The 19369-nt window shown below is 44.3% G+C and carries 14 protein-coding genes; 1 reads left to right on the forward strand and 13 read right to left on the reverse strand.

Annotated features, from left to right (window positions below):
• Nucleotides 1–72 precede the first annotated feature (72 nt).
• Nucleotides 73–1452, forward strand: coding sequence for a PhoH family protein (locus tag AB6D07_RS06730; protein WP_009847842.1), 1380 nt, complete (start codon nucleotides 73–75; stop codon nucleotides 1450–1452).
• A gap of 116 nt (nucleotides 1453–1568) precedes the next feature.
• Here the strand turns inward: AB6D07_RS06730 and tldD are convergent, their stop codons facing one another.
• From tldD to AB6D07_RS06795, 13 genes are all read right to left on the reverse strand, one after another.
• Complete coding sequence (gene tldD, locus AB6D07_RS06735) at nucleotides 1569–3014, reverse strand: metalloprotease TldD (protein WP_009847843.1); 1446 nt, start codon at nucleotides 3012–3014, stop codon at nucleotides 1569–1571.
• A 19-nt stretch (nucleotides 3015–3033) separates the two neighbouring features.
• Entirely contained in the window at nucleotides 3034–3846 is an 813-nt protein-coding gene (locus AB6D07_RS06740) for a carbon-nitrogen hydrolase family protein (RefSeq protein WP_009847844.1), read from the reverse strand.
• 115 nt (nucleotides 3847–3961) lie between these two features.
• The gene (locus AB6D07_RS06745) at nucleotides 3962–7834 is read right to left on the reverse strand and encodes a YhdP family protein (protein ID WP_017102923.1); all 3873 of its coding nucleotides are present in this window, start codon (nucleotides 7832–7834) and stop codon (nucleotides 3962–3964) included.
• Nucleotides 7835–7844: 10 nt separating this feature from the next.
• Nucleotides 7845–9314 (reverse strand): ribonuclease G, encoded by a 1470-nt coding sequence (gene rng, locus AB6D07_RS06750; protein WP_009847846.1) that lies wholly within the window; start codon nucleotides 9312–9314, stop codon nucleotides 7845–7847.
• 20 nt (nucleotides 9315–9334) lie between these two features.
• Entirely contained in the window at nucleotides 9335–9967 is a 633-nt protein-coding gene (locus AB6D07_RS06755; protein WP_017098896.1) for a nucleoside triphosphate pyrophosphatase, read from the reverse strand.
• Nucleotides 9968–9974: 7 nt separating this feature from the next.
• Entirely contained in the window at nucleotides 9975–10463 is a 489-nt protein-coding gene (mreD, locus tag AB6D07_RS06760) for a rod shape-determining protein MreD (protein WP_009847848.1), read from the reverse strand.
• Nucleotides 10453–11340, reverse strand: coding sequence for a rod shape-determining protein MreC (mreC, locus tag AB6D07_RS06765; RefSeq protein ID WP_012603147.1), 888 nt, complete (start codon nucleotides 11338–11340; stop codon nucleotides 10453–10455). The genes mreD and mreC overlap by 11 nt, the downstream gene beginning before the upstream one ends.
• A 94-nt stretch (nucleotides 11341–11434) precedes the next feature.
• Complete coding sequence (locus AB6D07_RS06770) at nucleotides 11435–12478, reverse strand: rod shape-determining protein (RefSeq protein ID WP_009847850.1); 1044 nt, start codon at nucleotides 12476–12478, stop codon at nucleotides 11435–11437.
• 148 nt (nucleotides 12479–12626) lie between these two features.
• A complete protein-coding gene (locus AB6D07_RS06775) occupies nucleotides 12627–16991 on the reverse strand; it encodes a DUF6701 domain-containing protein (RefSeq protein WP_241810836.1) in 4365 nt (1454 codons plus the stop codon).
• Nucleotides 16992–17429, reverse strand: a complete 438-nt coding sequence (locus tag AB6D07_RS06780; RefSeq protein ID WP_017102921.1) for a hypothetical protein — start codon at nucleotides 17427–17429, stop codon at nucleotides 16992–16994.
• Nucleotides 17419–18141, reverse strand: coding sequence for a PilW family protein (locus tag AB6D07_RS06785; RefSeq protein WP_017102920.1), 723 nt, complete (start codon nucleotides 18139–18141; stop codon nucleotides 17419–17421). Before AB6D07_RS06785 ends, AB6D07_RS06780 begins: the two co-directional genes overlap by 11 nt.
• Nucleotides 18141–18701 (reverse strand): prepilin-type N-terminal cleavage/methylation domain-containing protein, encoded by a 561-nt coding sequence (locus AB6D07_RS06790; RefSeq protein ID WP_017102919.1) that lies wholly within the window; start codon nucleotides 18699–18701, stop codon nucleotides 18141–18143. Before AB6D07_RS06790 ends, AB6D07_RS06785 begins: the two co-directional genes overlap by 1 nt.
• A complete protein-coding gene (locus tag AB6D07_RS06795; protein WP_017102918.1) occupies nucleotides 18692–19243 on the reverse strand; it encodes a prepilin-type N-terminal cleavage/methylation domain-containing protein in 552 nt (183 codons plus the stop codon). The genes AB6D07_RS06790 and AB6D07_RS06795 overlap by 10 nt, the downstream gene beginning before the upstream one ends.
• Nucleotides 19244–19369: the final 126 nt, after the last annotated feature.

Consider the following 19369-nt stretch of genomic DNA (forward strand, 5'->3'; position numbering starts at 1 on the left):
TACTAACCTTTATATGAGCTTAATCTACGTTCAATGAATGCAAGGCAAGCCGCACGTCGGCAAGGAGATGCTATGGGCGAGACCAACCGGAAGCTATTTGTTTTAGACACCAATATCCTACTTCACGAACCCTTCGCTATATTTTCTTTCCAAGAGCACGATGTCGTTATCCCAATGACAGTGCTAGAAGAACTCGACAGAATCAAAGACAGTAAAAGAGATGTTGCTCGTGATGCGAGAATTGCGATTCGAACGCTCGAAGACTTATTCAGGGAAGCCACACCAGACCAAATATCGGAAGGCATCCCTTTTTCTAAAGACATAAACGCATCTGGCAGTATTTCAATACTCGCTGACTACGAACTTCAAGAAAGTATCAAAGCCTTCGCCGATGACAAAGCTGGCGATAACCGAATCCTCAACGCAGTCCTCTATCTTCAAAATAAACGCGCGCCACGAGAAGTGGTTCTTATCACCAAAGACATCAACATGCGTTTACGAGCCAAAGGCGCTGGTGTCCGTTTTGTTGAAGACTATCAAACCGACCAATTGATTGATGATATCCAATACCTCACCAAAGGCTTCCAACAACTGGAAGGCTCATTTTGGGACGGTATCGATAATGTCGAGAGCAGAAGTTTAGGCGGAAAGACGCTGCACACCTTAGCAAGAGCGCCGTTCGAGCCAACCTTTCTCAACCAGTATGTGATTGACGAAGAAAGTGACTTTGCCGCTCGAGTCGAAGAGATTGAAACTGAAAGTATTACACTAAGAGACCTCAGTCGCGAAAGACTAATGAATCGCAGAGCATGGGACATCACACCCAAAAACGTTTATCAAGGCATGGCGATCGATGCCCTGCTCGACCCTGATATTGATCTGGTGATTCTTACAGGCGCAGCGGGGAGTGGTAAGACGCTGTTAGCCATGGCAGCTGCACTTGAACAAACCATTGAGCGTAAGCAGTTCGATAAGATCATCGTAACCCGAAACACCCCAGATATAGGTGAGTCGATAGGGTTTCTTCCGGGTACAGAGGAAGAGAAGATGTTGCCTTGGTTAGCTGCAGTGACCGATACACTGGAAGCGCTGCACAAGAATGATCACTGCACCGAAGGCTCAATGAAGTACATCTGTGATAAAGCTAACATCCAGTTCAAATCGATTAACTTTATGCGTGGCCGTTCAATTCAGAATGCGTTTGTGCTTTTGGATGAGTGTCAGAACCTCACCGCTTCACAAATCAAAACCATCATCACCCGTTGTGGTGAAGGAACCAAGATCGTCTGCTCAGGAAACCTAGCGCAGATAGATTCTTCCTACCTAACTCCTGTGACCTCGGGGCTCACCTACATGGTCGAGCGTTTTAAAAACTTCGAAGGCAGTGCCAACATCCACCTCAATGGTGTGGTGCGTAGCCGACTGGCTGAGTTCGCGGAAGAGAACATGTAGACTCTGCGCGCTCACTGAACCAGTAACCTATAAACAAAAAGCGCCTCACAATAGAGGCGCTTTCAATCTATTTTATGACGAGAGATTTTGAAATTAACTCGTGCTGCTGACCTGAATTACTCAGTACCACCAACCGTTAGCGAGTCTAGTTTCAATGTTGGTTGACCAACACCCACTGGTACACTTTGACCAGCCTTACCACAAACACCAACACCACGGTCAATGCTTAGGTCATTACCGACCATAGACACCTGCTGCATTGCTTCGATACCAGAACCGATCAGCGTCGCGCCCTTCACTGGGTGAGTGATCTTGCCGTTTTCAATCATGTACGCTTCAGAAGCTGAGAACACAAACTTACCTGATGTGATATCAACCTGACCGCCACCGAAGTTCGGTGCGTAGATGCCTTTCTCAACCGTTGCAATGATCTCTTCCGGTGTGTGTTCGCCCGGCAGCATGTATGTATTCGTCATACGTGGCATTGGAAGATGCGCGTAAGACTCACGACGACCATTACCTGTCGGCGCGACACCCATTAGACGAGCGTTTAGCTTATCTTGCATGTAACCTTTTAGGATGCCGTTTTCGATTAGCGTATTGTACTGACCATTAACACCCTCATCATCAACGTTCAATGAACCGCGTAGATCCGTTAATGTGCCGTCATCAACAATCGTACATAGGCTTGATGTAACTTGCTCGCCGATCTTGCCAGAAAATACTGAAGACTCTTTACGGTTGAAATCACCTTCTAAGCCGTGGCCTACCGCTTCATGCAGTAGAACACCAGGCCAACCAGAACCAAGAACCACAGGCATTGCACCAGCAGGCGCAGCAACCGCTTCAAGGTTAACTAATGCTTGGCGAATGGCTTCATCAGCGAACTGGTAAGCAACTTGAGAACCGTTAGCATCACTTAAGAAAAAATCGTAACCAAAACGACCACCGCCACCGGCACTGCCACGTTCACGACGATCGCCTTTCTGTGCAAGTACGCTAATTGATAGACGAACCAGCGGGCGAATATCACCAGCGAAAGTACCATCAGTTGCCGCAACCAACATCTGCTCATGTACACCACTTAAGCTTACCGATACTTCAGTTACCATCGGCTCTTTAGTACGAATGTAAGCATCAAGCGCTTTAAGCAATTCTGTCTTTTGCTGCTTTTCCCAGCTTGCTAGCGGGTTTACCGCGTCATAGTAAGCTTGGTTAGAGTTGCGCTTGAAAGCTTGTACCTTGCCGTTTTGGCCTTGCTTAGCGATACCGCGAGCCGCGATTGCACTCTGTTTAAGGCCATCCAATTGGATTTGGTCAGAGTAAGCAAAACCGGTTTTTTCACCAGAGACCGCTCGTACACCAAGACCACAATCGATATTGAAAGAGCCGTCTTTAATAATGCTGTCTTCTAGCACTAAAGATTCATGCCAGCTTGACTGAAAGTAGATATCAGCATAATCAATTTGGCGGGTAGCAATGCTCGCCAATGTATCTGCGATATTTTGCTCCGTCAGCCCTGTTGGGTTCAGTAGCGCTTCTTCAATTTGATTGATGCTCATAAATGGCTCTTATTTGTAATTAAAATTGATTGGTAAATCGAGAATGCTGCGCGATTGGCATATTTTGCCTGATTGATTCGCAACTGGATGTGTCTATCTCAACCACCATACTTTTAGGATCTTGGTCTAGCTGTGCAACCACTCGTCCCCATGGATCAACCACCATTGAGTGTCCCCATGTTTCTCTTTGGCAAGGATGATTTCCGCCTTGCCCTACCGCAATAATCCACGATTGTGTTTCGATCGCGCGGCATCTTAATAATGCTTCCCAGTGAGCTTGCCCTGTTACTGCGGTAAAAGCTGCCGGTACCACTATGATTTGTGCACCTTGCTTGCGTAACTCTGAATACAAGTGCGGAAAGCGCACATCATAACAAATACTCAAACCTAAGCGACCAAAAGGCGTTTCCGTTGTTACCACTCGGTCACCGGGCGTGAAAATATCCGATTCTCGATAGCACTTATGTGCGTCAGCGACATCCACATCAAACATGTGTAGCTTGTCGTAATGAGCAACGAGGCAACCAAAATCATCAACCACCAAAGTTGTGGTAGTCACGCCTTTAGCTGTGCTTATCGGCATACTGCCAATAACAATCCAAATTCGGTAAAGCTTTGCTAGCTCAGAGACTTTCTTTTGCAGTGGGCCATCATTTAGAGGCTCAGCATACTGGTGATAGTCGGCTTTACTGCCAAAGACTAACGCATTTTCAGGGCACACAACCCACTTAGCCCCCAACTCTTTGCACTTTGCTACTTCTTGAGCAAGATAATCAAAGTTCAAGTCAGGTCGAGGGCCTGATGTCATTTGAATCAACCCAACACAATCCATGTGTATCGCTCCTCCATTCATTATGATTCAGAAATCAGCATTTCACCGTATATTAGCTGATTAGGATACTAAGTTTTTTTCGGCTAATTTAAGGTTTATTTGGCTAATTTAAGGCTTATTCGGCTAATTTTCTGAGTTTTTCTGGTAGCTGGAATTCTCCAGAACTGCGAGAAAGCTCGCTCACTGTTGGTGAATCCAACGGCCCTTTCACCGAATAATTAACTTGGGTAAAGACTTCAACAACCGGAGAAATAACCGTAGTCACCGCTAACACGTATAGCGCTGTTTGAGGCGTTACCGCAAAAGCCGTTAATACTGGAATCCCGGAGGTGATATCTGGGGTGAAGTTCACTTCAGCATCGACCTCGCGTGTATTGAGGTTGGCGATCCCTTTTATTTTCATCTCACCGGCGACCGCATCCATATTCAGATCGTTAGTCAGAAAGATACCATTTTGAATCTCGCCAGTTCCTGTGATGCTGTTGAATGCCATGCCATTATCAAATACGTCCGAGAAGTCGAGCTGCATCTTACGGATAATCGAATCTAGGCTAAACAGCCCCAGTAATCGAGCTGCGCCACTCACATCCGAGATAATACCTTTACCAAATTGGGTTTTAACGTTGCCATCAAGGGTATCCATTTTGATCCCCCAAGGCGAACCATCCCAAGTCAATTGACCTTCTAACTCAAAGGGCGCTTTTTGAATCCCGGAAGTAATACCGAAACGCTCCATTAACTCACTGTTGTTTTCACCTTCAACATCAAGAGTTAACGATGAATGACTCTTATCGCCTTGCAGTTCCCACCAGCCACTGATATCCGCTTTATTTCCGCCGCTTCTCACCTGAATCTTATTCCACTCAATGCGGTCTTCCTTTCTCGCCATTTCAACATCAACCTTGCCAACTTTATAGCCTTGAAGCCAGAAGTCGTTCAAGGTCAGCGTCAAATTCGGCATCGCATCATGGAGCTTTCTATCCAACTCAGAGATCAATGGTGCTTCTTGCGCCTTACGCTGTAGCAGTTGATCTTGGTTTTTCTTGTCACTCCACCCAGGAACAAACAGATGCAGGCGATCCAATGAAACCGTCAAATCATAAGGTGGCAGGTAGTTAATATCTCCTTCTAGCTCTTGGCTAGACACTTCCATTTGCCATGCTTGCTTATTTTTTCGAGCGCTAAAATCAACATCATTCCAAGAAATACCACCTAAGATCAGCTCTTTGCTCTCGAAGGTGATGCGACGTGGCGCTGGAATGGTTGGCGTGTTCATCTGGCTAAGGACAGCATCCGATGGTTGCACTGGCTCCATGACTACTGACAGCCAGTCATCGGCATTGAACTTATCGGTACGAATCAAGGCATGGTGCCCTACCACGGGGCTAATTTTATAGCCACCACGACCAAGGACTAAATTGGTCGCCGTTAATTCAGGAACATCGCCGGAAATATCAATCTCAGCTTGGTATTTAGTGCTCGGCAATTGCAGACGCGCGGTAATCGATTCTTGATTGCCCGAGGCTTGTAGCCTTGCCGAGCCACTTTCTAATGACTTTTTAGCTAATGGGTATGGGTAATCACTCGCTAAGTATTTGAGGTCTGACTGTAAGTCGAGTTGGTAAGTAAAACCAATATCATTAAGTTGAATATCGATCTGGCTTTGCCATTGTGCATGACCCGACAAACGGCTTAACCACTGCTCTCCGACATACGGCTTTAGAGGATTGACGTCCCAATCACCTAACACATCAAGATCCACTGCATAGCCAGGTCCATCATTAAGACCTTTAAAGTCAACCGAGATACCTTGATTAAGCAAATCAGCTGCAAGACCACTTGCTGTCACGACATCATTATCAAATTCAATACGACCAGTGGTGTTCTCTAGCACCATTGGTGGAGCTTCAATCTCAACATGATTACCACTCAGATCTGCATATCCCCACGCTCTAGGTTCTTGTTCAGAATCAAACGGAATATTAAGCTGGAACTCAGAAGAGACATCACCACTCACTTTAAGCGCAGTTAACGCAGCACCCACAGAATCTACGAGTGGCGAAGCAGTCATGTAATTTCGAACTGCATTACCAGACGCCGTTGCTTTAGCTTCAATTTCGATATGACCGCCTTCCCCTAAATAAGGAATACGACCAGTGATTCGATCTGCCGCCACATCCATCAATTGAGCGGAGCGAGAGTCTAAATACATCGCATCATTTTCAAATAACAGATCAAGTTGAAGGTCGGTTATCAATGGCCACGCGGTATCGAAGCTGAACTTAGCGTCTTCTAAGCCAACCCAAACTTGGAAAATGCCATCATGATTGGTGTACGGATATTGGGCTAATTCACCATGCCAGAGTAATTTAACGGTGTCGGCCTTACCCGCTTGAATCGCCGTTGAAAGGTAATCGGTTAAGTCTTGGCCAAGTGCCAATGTCGGTAAATAGCGCCATGTTTCACCGACGTTGTAAGCGTCCGCTTCACCATAAAAAGAAAGGTAAGGGCTAGCGTTATTTGGAAAGTCCAAGCGAAATGCGCCTAGTACTTGTAAATCTGGCGTGGCTGCAGTGATTTTGTCCGACCACAGTTTCCAGCCGTTTTCATCTTGCTGCCAAACAATATCAACCTGACCTTGTTTGATATTCAGAGGCGCTTGGAAAACATCACCATAAGGAAACACATCATCAATAACATATAAGCTGGCTTTCGCTTCCGAAGCCGAGCCAAACACATGCCCTGATACTTGGCTAAAGCCAGGGACTAACTCCCATTGTTCGATCGCCAAATCGGAAAAGTTCGCAGAGTAACGCAAGCTTTCAATTCCAGAGCCCATCGCAACGCGAATGTCTGAAACGATACCGCCCGGAGCCAATGCATTGATCATTTGGGTAGATTGCGAAGAATCTGGCATCAACTTGATCAACGGGGTAATGGTTTCAACATCAAGTTCAGAAACATTAAGTTCCCACGGGCCTTTATTCCACTTGAAAGCGACATCAAGCTCAGGCCAAGGCCTGTCATCCGTTCTTAGATTTAGTGAGTGACCATTTACCTGCCATCCACCATCAATTGGTGATAATTTAAAAACACCCGACTCAAGCATCAAGTCATGTTGACCATCTTCATTCCAAGTCAGTTCTGAAGGTAATACCTCAACATAAGCGCTAACTGGCTTGCTATTTCGTAGCGTTAGCCAGCTATTCAAGCTCACCGTGCCCGTCTCAATGCCGGATTCTGCCTGCATATAACGAGTTAACCAAGGCATTACTGAGATACTATCCGCGCTGACATAAAACTCGCCCGTCATATCAGTTAAAGAACCACCATCAACAAAGTTAGCACTTACTGACAAAGAGTTGAGGTTAGCGTCTTTAATACTTACTACACCCTCCGCAAGGTGATGTTTACCTGAGTTTTGCCATTTTAAAGTTTCGAGATCAAGCTGACGTTCTTCACCAGAGATAGTTCGATATAGAAGAGAGGAATCTTTAGCGGTCACATCCACCAAAGTTTTTAAAAGTAAATTGTCCAGCTCCTGCATCACTCGCTTGGAAGAGCCGGGGTCTTTAGGTACATCTTTACCGTTTTGCCCGGCAAATAGATCAATTGAGCGGATGTCGAGGTACATTTGATTCATGACCAAATCGGCCACGACAGGACGCATCTGCACGACCGATTGAATCAAGTCAAACTCAACTTCAACACGCTCAACAGAGAAAGCTACATCTTCTGCGTTGGGAAGGCTAGCCTTAACACCTTGCAGAGCAATAGAGGGATGAGTGTTACGCCAAAAACCACCCACATCTTGAATAGAAAACTCAAAACCGGAATGTTGGTTTACCCAAAGCTCAATTTCAGATTGATACTTATTTAAATTGGGTAAGGCTACACGCAGTGTAGTGACAGCAATGGCTAGTGTTACTAAGAGAGTAACCACTAACCATAAACATGTACGAAGAATCAGAGTAACGCTTGAACTCACAAAATATCCATTACATCATAACAACATCAAACTGCTCTTGTATGTACAGAGGCTCAGCCTGGATTTTAACTTGCTTACCAATAAACACTTCAAGCTCAGCAAGCGCGTGAGATTCCTCGCCTTCTAACGCCTCGGCAACGGCAGCCGCCGCATAAACAACAAACTTATCGGCGTCATACGCGCGATTCACTCGTGTGATCTCTCGAAGAATTTCATAACAAACGGTTTCAACTGTCTTCACGCTACCGCGACCTTCACAAGCAGGGCAGCTAGAACACAGAATATGCTCAATACTTTCACGAGTACGTTTACGAGTCATCTCAACCAAACCAAGCTGTGTGAAGCCATTAATGTTGGTTTTCACACGGTCTTTGTCTAATGCAGCTTCTAAAGAAGTTAGTACTCGCTTACGGTGTTCTTCAGACAGCATATCAATAAAATCGATAATGATGATGCCGCCTAAGTTACGAAGGCGAAGTTGACGAGCAATAGCTTGTGTCGCTTCGACGTTAGTATTGAAAATCGTCTCTTCTAGATTACGACGACCAACAAAGGCACCAGTATTGATGTCGACGGTTGTCATCGCTTCTGTTTGGTCGATAATCAGATACCCACCAGACTTCAATTCGACTTTGCGATCCAATGAACGTTGAATTTCGTTCTCGGTATCGTACATATCAAAGATAGGCTTATCACCTTCATACAACTCAAGCTTGTCTGTTAGCTCAGGCACGTATTCAGAAGTAAACTCTTTTAGATTTTCATATTCTAGACGAGAATCGACCTGAATCTTGCTCAGCTCAGTACCGACAAAATCACGTAAGATACGTTGGCTTAAGCACAACTCACCATACAAGCGAGTACGAGCTTTGTGCTTACCACGACGTTCTAACACCTTTAGCCATAATCGCTTCAAGAATGCGGCATCTTGCGCCAACTCATTTGAATCTGCGCCTTCTGCTGCCGTGCGGATGATAAAGCCACCGTGCTCGTCACAGTAACGAGACACGACTTTTTTTAGGCGGTTGCGTTCTGACTCACTATCAATTCTCTGAGAAACACCAACGTGGCTTGCGCCCGGCATGAATACCAGATAACGAGATGGCAAAGTAATGTCTGTGGTTAGACGGGCACCTTTGGTACCAAGAGGATCTTTGACCACTTGAACGACAATATCTTGCCCTTGGCGAACAAGCTCTGAAATATCACGAACCTGAAATTGCTTCTTTTCATTCTCAGCAACACATTCAGTGTGGGGGACAATATCAGAGGCGTGCAAAAAAGCTGCTTTATCAAGGCCAATATCCACAAATGCCGCCTGCATTCCAGGCAAAACACGGCTTACACGTCCTTTGTAGATATTTCCTACGATCCCGCGTCGAGCATCTCGTTCGACATGGATCTCTTGAAGAGCTCCCCCTTCAATCATGGCCACACGAGTCTCACTCGGGGTCACGTTCAGCAACAATTCAGCACTCATGGTGCACCTCAGATTAGTAATTATAAGAATTCTTGCAGTAGCTGGTCCGTTTCAAATAAAGGTAAGCCGACAACGGCGTAATAACTACCTTCGATTCGGGTAACAAAGCGTCCGCCCAAACCTTGGATCCCATAGCTACCAGCTTTATCGCATGGCTCCCCTGTTTGCCAGTATTGTTCTATTTCTTTTTCACTGAGGGGTTTAAACCATACGTCGGTAATAATGATTTCTGTCTTTTGTTTTTCTTCCGATACAACAGAAACTGCCGTCATCACTTGGTGACGATCATTCGCTAACTGAGTAAGCATACGCTTAGAGTCAGCAAGGTCTATTGGCTTCTCGAGCACTTGCCCTTGGCTTACGACGACTGTGTCAGAGCCCAGAACCACTGTTTCAGAATCAAGAGAACTAGCAACTACAGTATCAGAACCAGAAGCAACATGCTGTTTTTCAGAAGGGTTACCTTTCAATAAAGACAACGCAGCTAAGGCTTTATCTAAAGATAGTCGCTTAACGTACTCTTCGGCGGTTTCTTGAGCGTGTTTACATTCTTCGACATCAGTTACAAGGACAGAAAACTCATAACCGAGTTGAGATAACAATTCTTTGCGGCGTGGAGAGCCGGATGCCAAAACTAAATGTTTCTTTTCCATCGTCACTCTACCTTACATGCCAATGGCGACGTACACGTCTCATTAATAAAAACATCCAAGGCCAAAGTATACAGTTTATCAATGCGCTCCATAGCGATAACGGATTGAAAACGACATCTTGGATCAAATATTCACCAAAGAATATCAGCACTTCAAACAACACTGTTAAGGCTGCAATGATTATCGCTTGCTGCCATAGCGCCATATTTCGAATCACGAGGAAGTTCATTGCAATAATGTACATTACTATTGCCATCATCATGCCTCTAATACCGAGAGTCGAACCGATCAAAAGGTCCCACAATAAGCCCAGTACTAGAGCACTACCAACGTTAACTCTGTAAGGTAACGCTAAAACCCAATAGCAGGTAACCAGTAATAACCAAGATGGCCTGAATAGGTCTAAACTACCCGGCCAAGGGATCGTTTGTAGAATAAGTGCTATCAAAAATGAGCAGCCAATTACGACTTTGCTTCTTAAAACGCTATTGGCCATTTTCACCTTCTAACAATGCTTGTTCGATACTGGATTGTTCTGCTTGCATCTGTTTATTTTCATCAGGCCACACAAGCAACAAGTATCTGAGCTTATCAAACTCAACTACAGGTTCTGCTTTAATAACGGCGAACTCACGCTTCGGATCATAATCAACGGCAGTCACATAAGCGACTGGGTAACCCTCTGGATATACACCACCAAGTCCAGATGTCACCAGCAGATCTTCTTCTTGGATATCTGTACTGGTTGGAATGTGCTCTAACTGGATCTCATCAATCATGCCATTACCAGAAGCAATAACACGTATATCGTTACGAATAACCTGAACAGGAATTGCGTTATTTGCATCAGTCAGTAGCAAAACACGACTATTATGAGCAGCAACAAAAGTGACTTGACCAACAATGCCTTTTTCATTGATCACAGGCTGACCTTCGTACACTCCATCAATCTGACCTTTGTCGATCACCACTTGATGTCGGTATGGTGAAGTATCCACCGCCATAACCTCTGTGACGACCTTCTTCTCATCACGAATAAACGGAGAGCCTAATAGCTTGCGAAGGCGCTTGTTTTCTTCTTGATATTGCTCAAGCAGAATCAACTCGCTCTTCAGTCGCAAGACTTCTCGTTTAATATTATGGTTGGATTCAATGAGCCCTTTACGAGTACTAAAACGGTCGTATACGCCATCAAACATGGTGCGAGGCAAATTAGCGGCATACTGAATTGGCGCAACCATGCTGTTTAATAGATAGCGGACATTTGAGAATGCATCTAAACGACTATCAGCCAGCATAAGGCTGGCTGATAATGTTACAGCAAAAAACAGGCGCAATTGTAGAGAGGGACCTCTACCAAAAATTGGCTTCATTCTATATTTGGTCCTAGAGCGACATTTGATCCTATAGACAAGGTGTTAGGCTCTTGACATAAAACTAGATAAGAAAAGAGCCTAACACTAGATACTATTCTTCGCTGAAAAGATCACCGCCGTGCATGTCGATCATCTCTAGAGCTTTACCACCGCCTAGAGCAACACACGTTAATGGCTCTTCCGCCACAACAACAGGGATACCCGTTTCTTCAGTTAGCAGGCGATCAAGGTCTTTAAGCAGTGCACCACCACCTGTCAGTACCATACCGTTTTCTGAGATATCAGAGGCAAGCTCTGGTGGACACTGTTCAAGTGCAACCATTACTGCAGATACGATGCCAGATAAAGGTTCTTGAAGCGCTTCAAGGATTTCATTTGAGTTCAGGCTAAAGCTACGAGGAACACCTTCAGCAAGGTTACGACCACGTACTTCAATCTCATCGACTTCATCGCCTGGGTAAGCAGAACCGATTTCGTGTTTGATCTTTTCGGCTGTTGCTTCACCGATCAAGCTGCCGTAGTTACGACGAACGTAGTTGATGATAGCTTCATCAAAACGGTCACCACCGATACGTACAGAAGACGAGTAAACCACGCCGTTTAGTGAGATAACGGCAACTTCAGTCGTACCACCACCGATATCAACCACCATTGAACCTGTTGGCTCAGATACACGTAGGCCTGCACCAATCGCAGCAGCCATAGGCTCATCGATTAGGTAAACCTCACGAGCACCAGCACCCAGTGCTGATTCACGGATTGCACGGCGCTCAACTTGCGTTGAACCACAAGGAACACAAACCAATACGCGAGGGCTTGGTTTAAGAACACTGTTATCATGCACTTGCTTAATGAAGTGCTGAAGCATTTTTTCCGTTACGTAAAAGTCAGCAATTACGCCGTCTTTCATTGGACGGATTGCTGAGATATTACCAGGCGTACGGCCAAGCATTTGCTTAGCAGCGTGACCAACCGCAGCGACACTCTTTGCAGAACCCGCACGATCTTGGCGGATAGCTACAACTGAAGGCTCATCAAGAACAATGCCTTGGCCTTTTACATATATAAGGGTATTGGCAGTACCTAAATCAATCGATAGGTCGTTTGAAAACATGCCACGAAGCTTTTTAAACATATTCTTCGCTCATCCTGCAAGAATTAGAAGACAAAAATTGCACTAAATGTACCAATGCCTTGCTGTCACGGCAAGGCATTGAAGTATAAACATGGACTGAAACCCACAATTTCTTACAGATTCCTAACTTAACAGCCAAAAAATCATATTATTGCTGACCTATTAAGCCACTTTCACCTCGGTAGATCACACGATCGTTCCCGCGATGGATGCCAAAGGTGACTACTGTTGAGGGATCTTCTTCACCAGCAACTTCCACCCGGTTAGGATCTTGCCAGCGATAACGGAGCCAAGGAGCGGCATTTACACCGCTATTTAGCTCCAACCAAACCTGTGTTTGTTGCCTAACCTCTGGATCTATTGGCGCTTGAACAACCTGTATAGAGTTAGATATACCATTCACAACACCACCGCCCCCTAAAAGATTTACATCAGCGGCCGTAGCTCCCGTTTCAACCCAGATATCTCGGTTGTCACCTTCCGTATTTATACCGGCTAAATTCGTCGAGTTATCACCTTCATGAGTGGCAAAACTTGTTCCGGTCCAATGCTCTATGCGGAGCGGTATATTCATACCACCACCAGCAACTCCACCAACGCTATCTATTACAGCGCGACCAAATCGAATAGTAGGCTGAACCGTTAGTAATCGAGGAGTACCATTATAGTGATAGCTAATAGGATCGACGTTGTTCCCCACAGCATCAATTGAAATCGTCGAGGTTGCACTTACCGCGGTATTGAATGGTCCATCCTCATAGCCATCAACCGATGATGCTTTAGCCCAACACAACTCGCTAGCACAGTTAGTAGAAGGCGAATTCTCATGTAGCGTAAATGTGCCAATACTCTTATCCGAGGCGGAAGCCCACGACTTACTCGGAGTCCCAGAATGAAAACGACTGACAAAAACAGGGTTAGCCTCATACAAAGCAAAGTTAGCGGTAATTGTTGGATTAAAATATCCATAGTTCTTCACCGCAGTGAGTTGTAGACTCAGTGCTTCCACATCAAATGTAACGCCGTCAAAAGGCTGATTCATGTATGCATATGATTGATTCCCCGGGTAATCCCACACCGCATTGTTCACCACTTGAAAATATTTAGGATAAAAACGACCAGCGGTTGTTTTATAACCTGGCACCGTCATCCCATTCAGGTAGTCCGGTTTGTCTGCCCATAGTTTAATGCTACCTACTTCAGACCAAGCTAAGCTCTTATACGCGTAGCCATTCAACCACATATCAGCAGGGATAGGTTGCGGTGACAATTCATCACCACTGTTTTTATTACCAACGCTTAATACGCCATTATGGCCATTACTCGGGCTTTCAAGAGCATAATTGACATACACAACTTCATCATCAAAGCCAGATACTGAAAGAGCCCTACATAAATCCCCCGAAAATGAACTGTCAATGAGACCGTCATTATTACGATCAGCACTAGGCTCCCAAGCAATCGCACTAACGGCTAAATAAGCGGTTTCACCTGCAGCGATAAATGAAGCTCCTCCTGTTGAGCTACCGGAAGGGAATGGGGCATTTGGTACACCGGAGTTATCTTGGCAACTCACCAAAGCAAATGGCCTAACATACACATCAATAGAACTCTGTAAGCCTTTCCAATTGGGTATAGATTGATTCGAGGGCTGCCAGTCAGCATCTGCCAAATGAAGTTTTATATGACCAGCCGACCAGTATTGAGAAGTCAGTTTTGCAACACCATTTTTAAAGGCAATATTGTTCACTTTGGTTCCATTTAAAGGTGAACTACCGACCTTGATGCTATACGAATTGAGAAATAGCTCATTATTCCAACCACTATTGCCTTGAGTTATCTGCTCATAGGAAGCATAAAGCGATTTAGCTCCATCATAATCCGATATTTTCTGACACGCCCTTGGGTTAGCCGCTCCTGATGCCACTGCGGTAACTTCGGTCTCAAATGTTCGGAAAGCAACCTGCCCCTTACCTCCATCAACCCTTTGTTTATCTTCAATTTTAAATCCATAAGGTACAAATTGATAAGGTCCACCTGTTGCACTTATGTTACTTTGCCCTCGAATCGAAGCAGAAATTGAAACCGGAGATAGACCAATACTTGACAGGGATTTGGTGTAAGTAGCCATCTGCCCTGCGACGAAATCATGAGTCAATGACGTAGAGCAGGAGTTATCAGAATTTAACCAACACGCATCACCCGAGCTGTTATTTGGAATGGTAACATCAAGCGTCCCAGTGTAATTATTGACAGGTTGCTTGGTTATTTTATCGACCAACTTAAAGTTTATAGGAATACCGGTACAAGCTAACCCAGAGCTAGAGCCTGGAGTAATAACCAACTCTGGCTCAGAAAAACATTGGCTTTCCCCGGTAATCTGAGATGCTCCACTCATATGAAGGTCACGAACGGTAACCGCACCGTACACATGTGATCCATTAGATAACCGAACCTCCCCCTCGCTGTAAATCAATGCTTTGATTTGTGATTGACTGGATAAATCCATTTCACAACCATATGCAGGGCACGTTTGTCCAGATGAACCTTTAGTAGGGTCATACCCAACTATTACAAGGTTATCTGCATTACCTGAATTATTAATCCTTGAATTATTCGATAAATTTAAGTATCGAGTATGAATAATCACCTTCCCTTGAATATTCAAGGAAGAGTGGGTATTGATATTCAAAGAATTAAAATAGTAGTCGCCAGCAGTCAGTGTCACGGTTGACTGACCAATTGATAAGCTCTTTTGAGATAAAGGTGTTAACGTTTTTGTTGTATTCCAGATATCACTACCTGAATTTGTTATCAGGAAATCATCCAGTTTAGATTGTACAATTTGCTTTGTGGGATCGTTAGTACACGATATCCCATCACATTTCACTGCATTCCCAAATTGAGCACTTCCAAACCCGACCTTTCTTTGGCCAGCCTCCAATAACGCATTGGTAATTTTAGATTGGTTCCACATCTCAATACTGCTACCTGACGAGTTTCTCCAACCTTGAACTGCAGAAGGAAAAGCCGAACAGTAGTTTTTCGTAAACTTAGGGAGCTTATTGACTTGAAAAGCAAAGTACCCGATCTTTTCGTCAGTATGAGACCTCCATCCTTTTGAACCACTCAGAGACAGATCTTCATCAACAACAAGTCCTACTTGATAGTCATTATCGTCACTGCCGTTATGCTTCACGCTACAAAGTCTCAACCAACCACCTTGGCCTCCTTTACGGGTGACTTTACTTGCGACAATTCCAGGTAGGGACTGATATTCGTTTTCAAGATCATGCATATCATTACAAGATTTAAGGATAGGTTTTGAGGATCCGCTGTCATCATCAAGAGAAATGCGGCCAAACTCATAATTAATTCCGTTTGACGTGCCATCATGTTCATCTGAAATTAAAAACGCTATTTTTTCTGGCTGAGAAGGCGGGTTATTTGTATCCACACGAGTCAGCTCTAAATAGAATTTGGCACTCGTTTGATTTACGTCATCAATGCCGGCAGTTAACCATCGGTTCGTCGAGCTATTAATCTGAGCAAATACAACGGGATCATCATCCCCTATTCGATGTGAGCTAAACCTTGAATAAGGGACTGACTCCCACTTAGGATCGCTTTTTTTTCCATGCGCTTGATACGCTTTGGTATCGAGGTAACCTGCAATTGCCTTATGTCCATCACTGAATGTTATAGTGCCGGGTTCAACCACAAGGTAACTAATCGAAGACATTGGTTTTGAAGCAAGATTGTAATTCCAGTGTTGAGGAGCAACTTCTTGGTGGAATGTCGCTTGCGTTGAACTGATGTTTTTTATAGAAAGTGTTGCAGGCGCATCACTATCAGGATTAACAGGATCAATCGTTGGCATAAGAAATACCAATGGAGTCGTTCTATAGGTTTTATTGAAGGTGATCGTGCAATCGCTAGCTTTACAGTTGGCTGAGTCCAAACGACCGAACTCAAAGCGAGCATCATCAAATTTTGTTACGGGTGGAGGAGGTAATGCTCCACAGCTACCACTACTAATACAATATTTATCGCTATCGTAAAATTGTGTTCCTTTTAAGTTCAATCTCAAATATGGGTAAAATTTATCAACACCTGTTTTTTGAGACAAATTGATCGCAAAAGGAGAACCTTTTACTACTCCATCAACAGAGTAGGTAATTATGCCTTTAATATGCCTAGCATTATAATTTGAAGTTCGTGTAAATTTAACTTGGAAAGTTCTTTGTTTTCTTTCTGATACATAGTCTCTTTCATAAACATTAGAGCTATAACCTTGATAAACAGTATCATCGGTCCAAATTGGGAAATAGTAAGTTCCTTCCAAACGAGCACGATTTTTTCCATCAGAATCAATTTGAAAAGTGAAACAAAAACCATTTCGAGCATCTACCCATGCCCCTTTAGATAAACACTGATTAGCCAATGCATTAGTTTGAAACAACACACTAAAAAGAATAAAAAATACGAGGCTAACTCTACTAAGTAGGCGCATTTATATTACTCCCCTCACCCACACATCTTGACTACGTTGCATTAAATTCACACCCGTTCCGCACATTGCGACCGCTCTTACTGTGTATAACTGAGAACTATCGACAAGTTGACCACCTGTTGGTGAGCACGTTATTTGAACATCTGCACATGTAATTGTCGTTGCGAAGTTCATTGCTGTTCCATTCAAGTTTGCACACTCTGCAGCCACATCAAATGAAACCGTTGTGTTGGCTCTAGGTGGATATATCTGCATTAAGGCTCGCTCTATTGCCGAATGAGCTAAAAGATGGGCTTGAGTACCAATCACATCTTTTGTATGTGCGTCATGATTGGACCACTCTATGCGATTTAAGGTTGTCGCCAGAAAACCCATCACCACCAAGACAAAGATGACGACAATATACAGGCTTCCGACTTGTCTTTTTTTAAGGAACATTGATCACCTGTATGTCTTGCTGGAAATTGGTCAGTTCATCCCCGACTTGGTTTCTAAATTCAAACTCAAGATGGACGATACCATTACGCTGAACATTTGCGGGTTGATAGTCTAAATCCCCAGTCACTCCCGTATCCGAAATTGGGATTAGCGCGCCATTACCTTCACTTCTCCATACTCGGCCATTCACAATGCAATAGGTGACGCGGCCATTAGGATTGTAAATATAATGTCGATTTGAAACCGAATTACCCACAAGGTTTACAGACTCATTAGCAAGCAAGAAAGTATTATTGGTTGCAGTTACAGTAGCTAAGGGGAAAATATTATTGGTCGGCGCCGCTTCTGTAGGATTTATCACTAAAGATAACGGGACTAGAACAGCGGCCGTCAGTGCATTATCAGCCGTGACAAATTGAATATCATCGCCCGACATCGCATAAATACCAGAGGTAACGATAGGGAAAAATGAAACACAGCGAGATCCAGGGACAACAGCATTCTGATTGAACATATTAGGTACAGCATGACGCACTTCACGAGTGATTTTTTCTAAGACAAACTTTGCTTGAGTTTGTAAACGCTGCCTATCTACGGTGTCCGCATAGCCACGCGCACCTAACTCAACAAACCCAGCAATGCCTACAACTAAAATGCTACCAACAATCATGGTGATAATCATTTCAATAAGAGTGAAACCTTGCCTTCTCATTAGTAATTCCCTCGATAGGCATCCAGCACGATAGGAGGATAATTTGAGGCCGAGATCGTTAGGTTGATTCTTTTTAGTTGATCGACAGTTTGGTACGTCACATCAATATCTAGGCGGTAGTTGTTGTAGGTTGTTGCGCCATCTTCGCCAATAAGTTCGTTTAAATCTCGACAGAGGTTTGCGACATCAGCATCGGGTTCCCAACATCCATCATAGTCATCGACATCATTGTATAGGGCAATATCAGTCTCTTCAGGGCCCAATCTCGCTTCAGCTGTGCAATTAACACCGACAGCAGCCCCCTCACCACATCTAAGTTCCCCGCCACCAAAGTCACTATTTTCATCGAACCCTCGAGCAAGAATTATCGACATCACACTTTGCCCTAGCGCGGCTGAACGAGTCTGATAATGAGGATCACCAGATCGACTAACCTGATGCGCTAAAAAGTTTATGATGGTCATCATCGCGAGCCCCATAACCACAATCACAATCACACTTTCAATTAATGTAAAACCACGTTCTTTTACAGGTGATTTATGAATACTATTCATGAGCACACCCCATTTTCGACATAACCTTGCGCGTTAATTTCCACACGGCAGGTATTCACATTTGAAGTAATCGTAATCACCACACCAGCTGCAACGTTAACGACAACGCCTGCAGGTGTTTCACCTGTTGTAGGGTTACCTAATAAATCAAAGTTAACTAGAGATAGAGGAATAGCGGGAGTGGTATCAGATGCAGCCGTTAAGTTAACTCCGTTGAGCATAACCCAATCACTCCGCGCTTGGCTTCGCGCGGTACAGCTCACTTCCGAGCCGATACAATTTCCAACGATAGCGAGAATAAAATTGCTCTCTCCAACGACGGCCCCAAGGTCCACATTGGACTGCATACGATTCACTTGAACTTGGCGGACAACAGAAGTTACTTGCTCTTGAGCAGCAAAGGCAGAAAAACTATCCCTTCCGGAAAAACGGCTAGCAGCGTAGGCAGAGACAATCGCGATCAACAAGATCACAATGATTAGCTCGACTAAAGTAAAACCTTGTTGCTGAAACCCGATGCTTCTGTATGTTCTATTGAATTGATTCACCGAAATCCAATCCGCTAAATATTTGATAGTTTGAAGATTAAGTGTAACTCAGGGAAAGGAAGTTGTCTTTGTTGCTTACGTGAATTTCAGACAGAAAAAAGGCCAGCAATGCTGGCCTTGATATTC

The organism is Vibrio sp. 10N.239.312.C11 (assembly GCF_041466065.1).
Lineage (GTDB): Bacteria > Pseudomonadota > Gammaproteobacteria > Enterobacterales > Vibrionaceae > Vibrio > Vibrio tasmaniensis_A.

Coding starts and splice junctions, on each gene's coding strand:
- AB6D07_RS06740 (WP_009847844.1), bottom strand. CDS start 3,846: ATGGATTGTGTTGGGTTGATTCAAATGACATCAGGCCCTCGACCTGAC.
- mreC (WP_012603147.1), bottom strand. CDS start 11,340: ATGAAGCCAATTTTTGGTAGAGGTCCCTCTCTACAATTGCGCCTGTTT.
- AB6D07_RS06775 (WP_241810836.1), bottom strand. CDS start 16,991: ATGCGCCTACTTAGTAGAGTTAGCCTCGTATTTTTTATTCTTTTTAGT.
- AB6D07_RS06780 (WP_017102921.1), bottom strand. CDS start 17,429: ATGTTCCTTAAAAAAAGACAAGTCGGAAGCCTGTATATTGTCGTCATC.
- tldD (WP_009847843.1), bottom strand. CDS start 3,014: ATGAGCATCAATCAAATTGAAGAAGCGCTACTGAACCCAACAGGGCTG.
- AB6D07_RS06755 (WP_017098896.1), bottom strand. CDS start 9,967: ATGGAAAAGAAACATTTAGTTTTGGCATCCGGCTCTCCACGCCGCAAA.
- AB6D07_RS06770 (WP_009847850.1), bottom strand. CDS start 12,478: ATGTTTAAAAAGCTTCGTGGCATGTTTTCAAACGACCTATCGATTGAT.
- rng (WP_009847846.1), bottom strand. CDS start 9,314: ATGAGTGCTGAATTGTTGCTGAACGTGACCCCGAGTGAGACTCGTGTG.
- mreD (WP_009847848.1), bottom strand. CDS start 10,463: ATGGCCAATAGCGTTTTAAGAAGCAAAGTCGTAATTGGCTGCTCATTT.
- AB6D07_RS06785 (WP_017102920.1), bottom strand. CDS start 18,141: ATGAGAAGGCAAGGTTTCACTCTTATTGAAATGATTATCACCATGATT.
- AB6D07_RS06730 (WP_009847842.1), top strand. CDS start 73: ATGGGCGAGACCAACCGGAAGCTATTTGTTTTAGACACCAATATCCTA.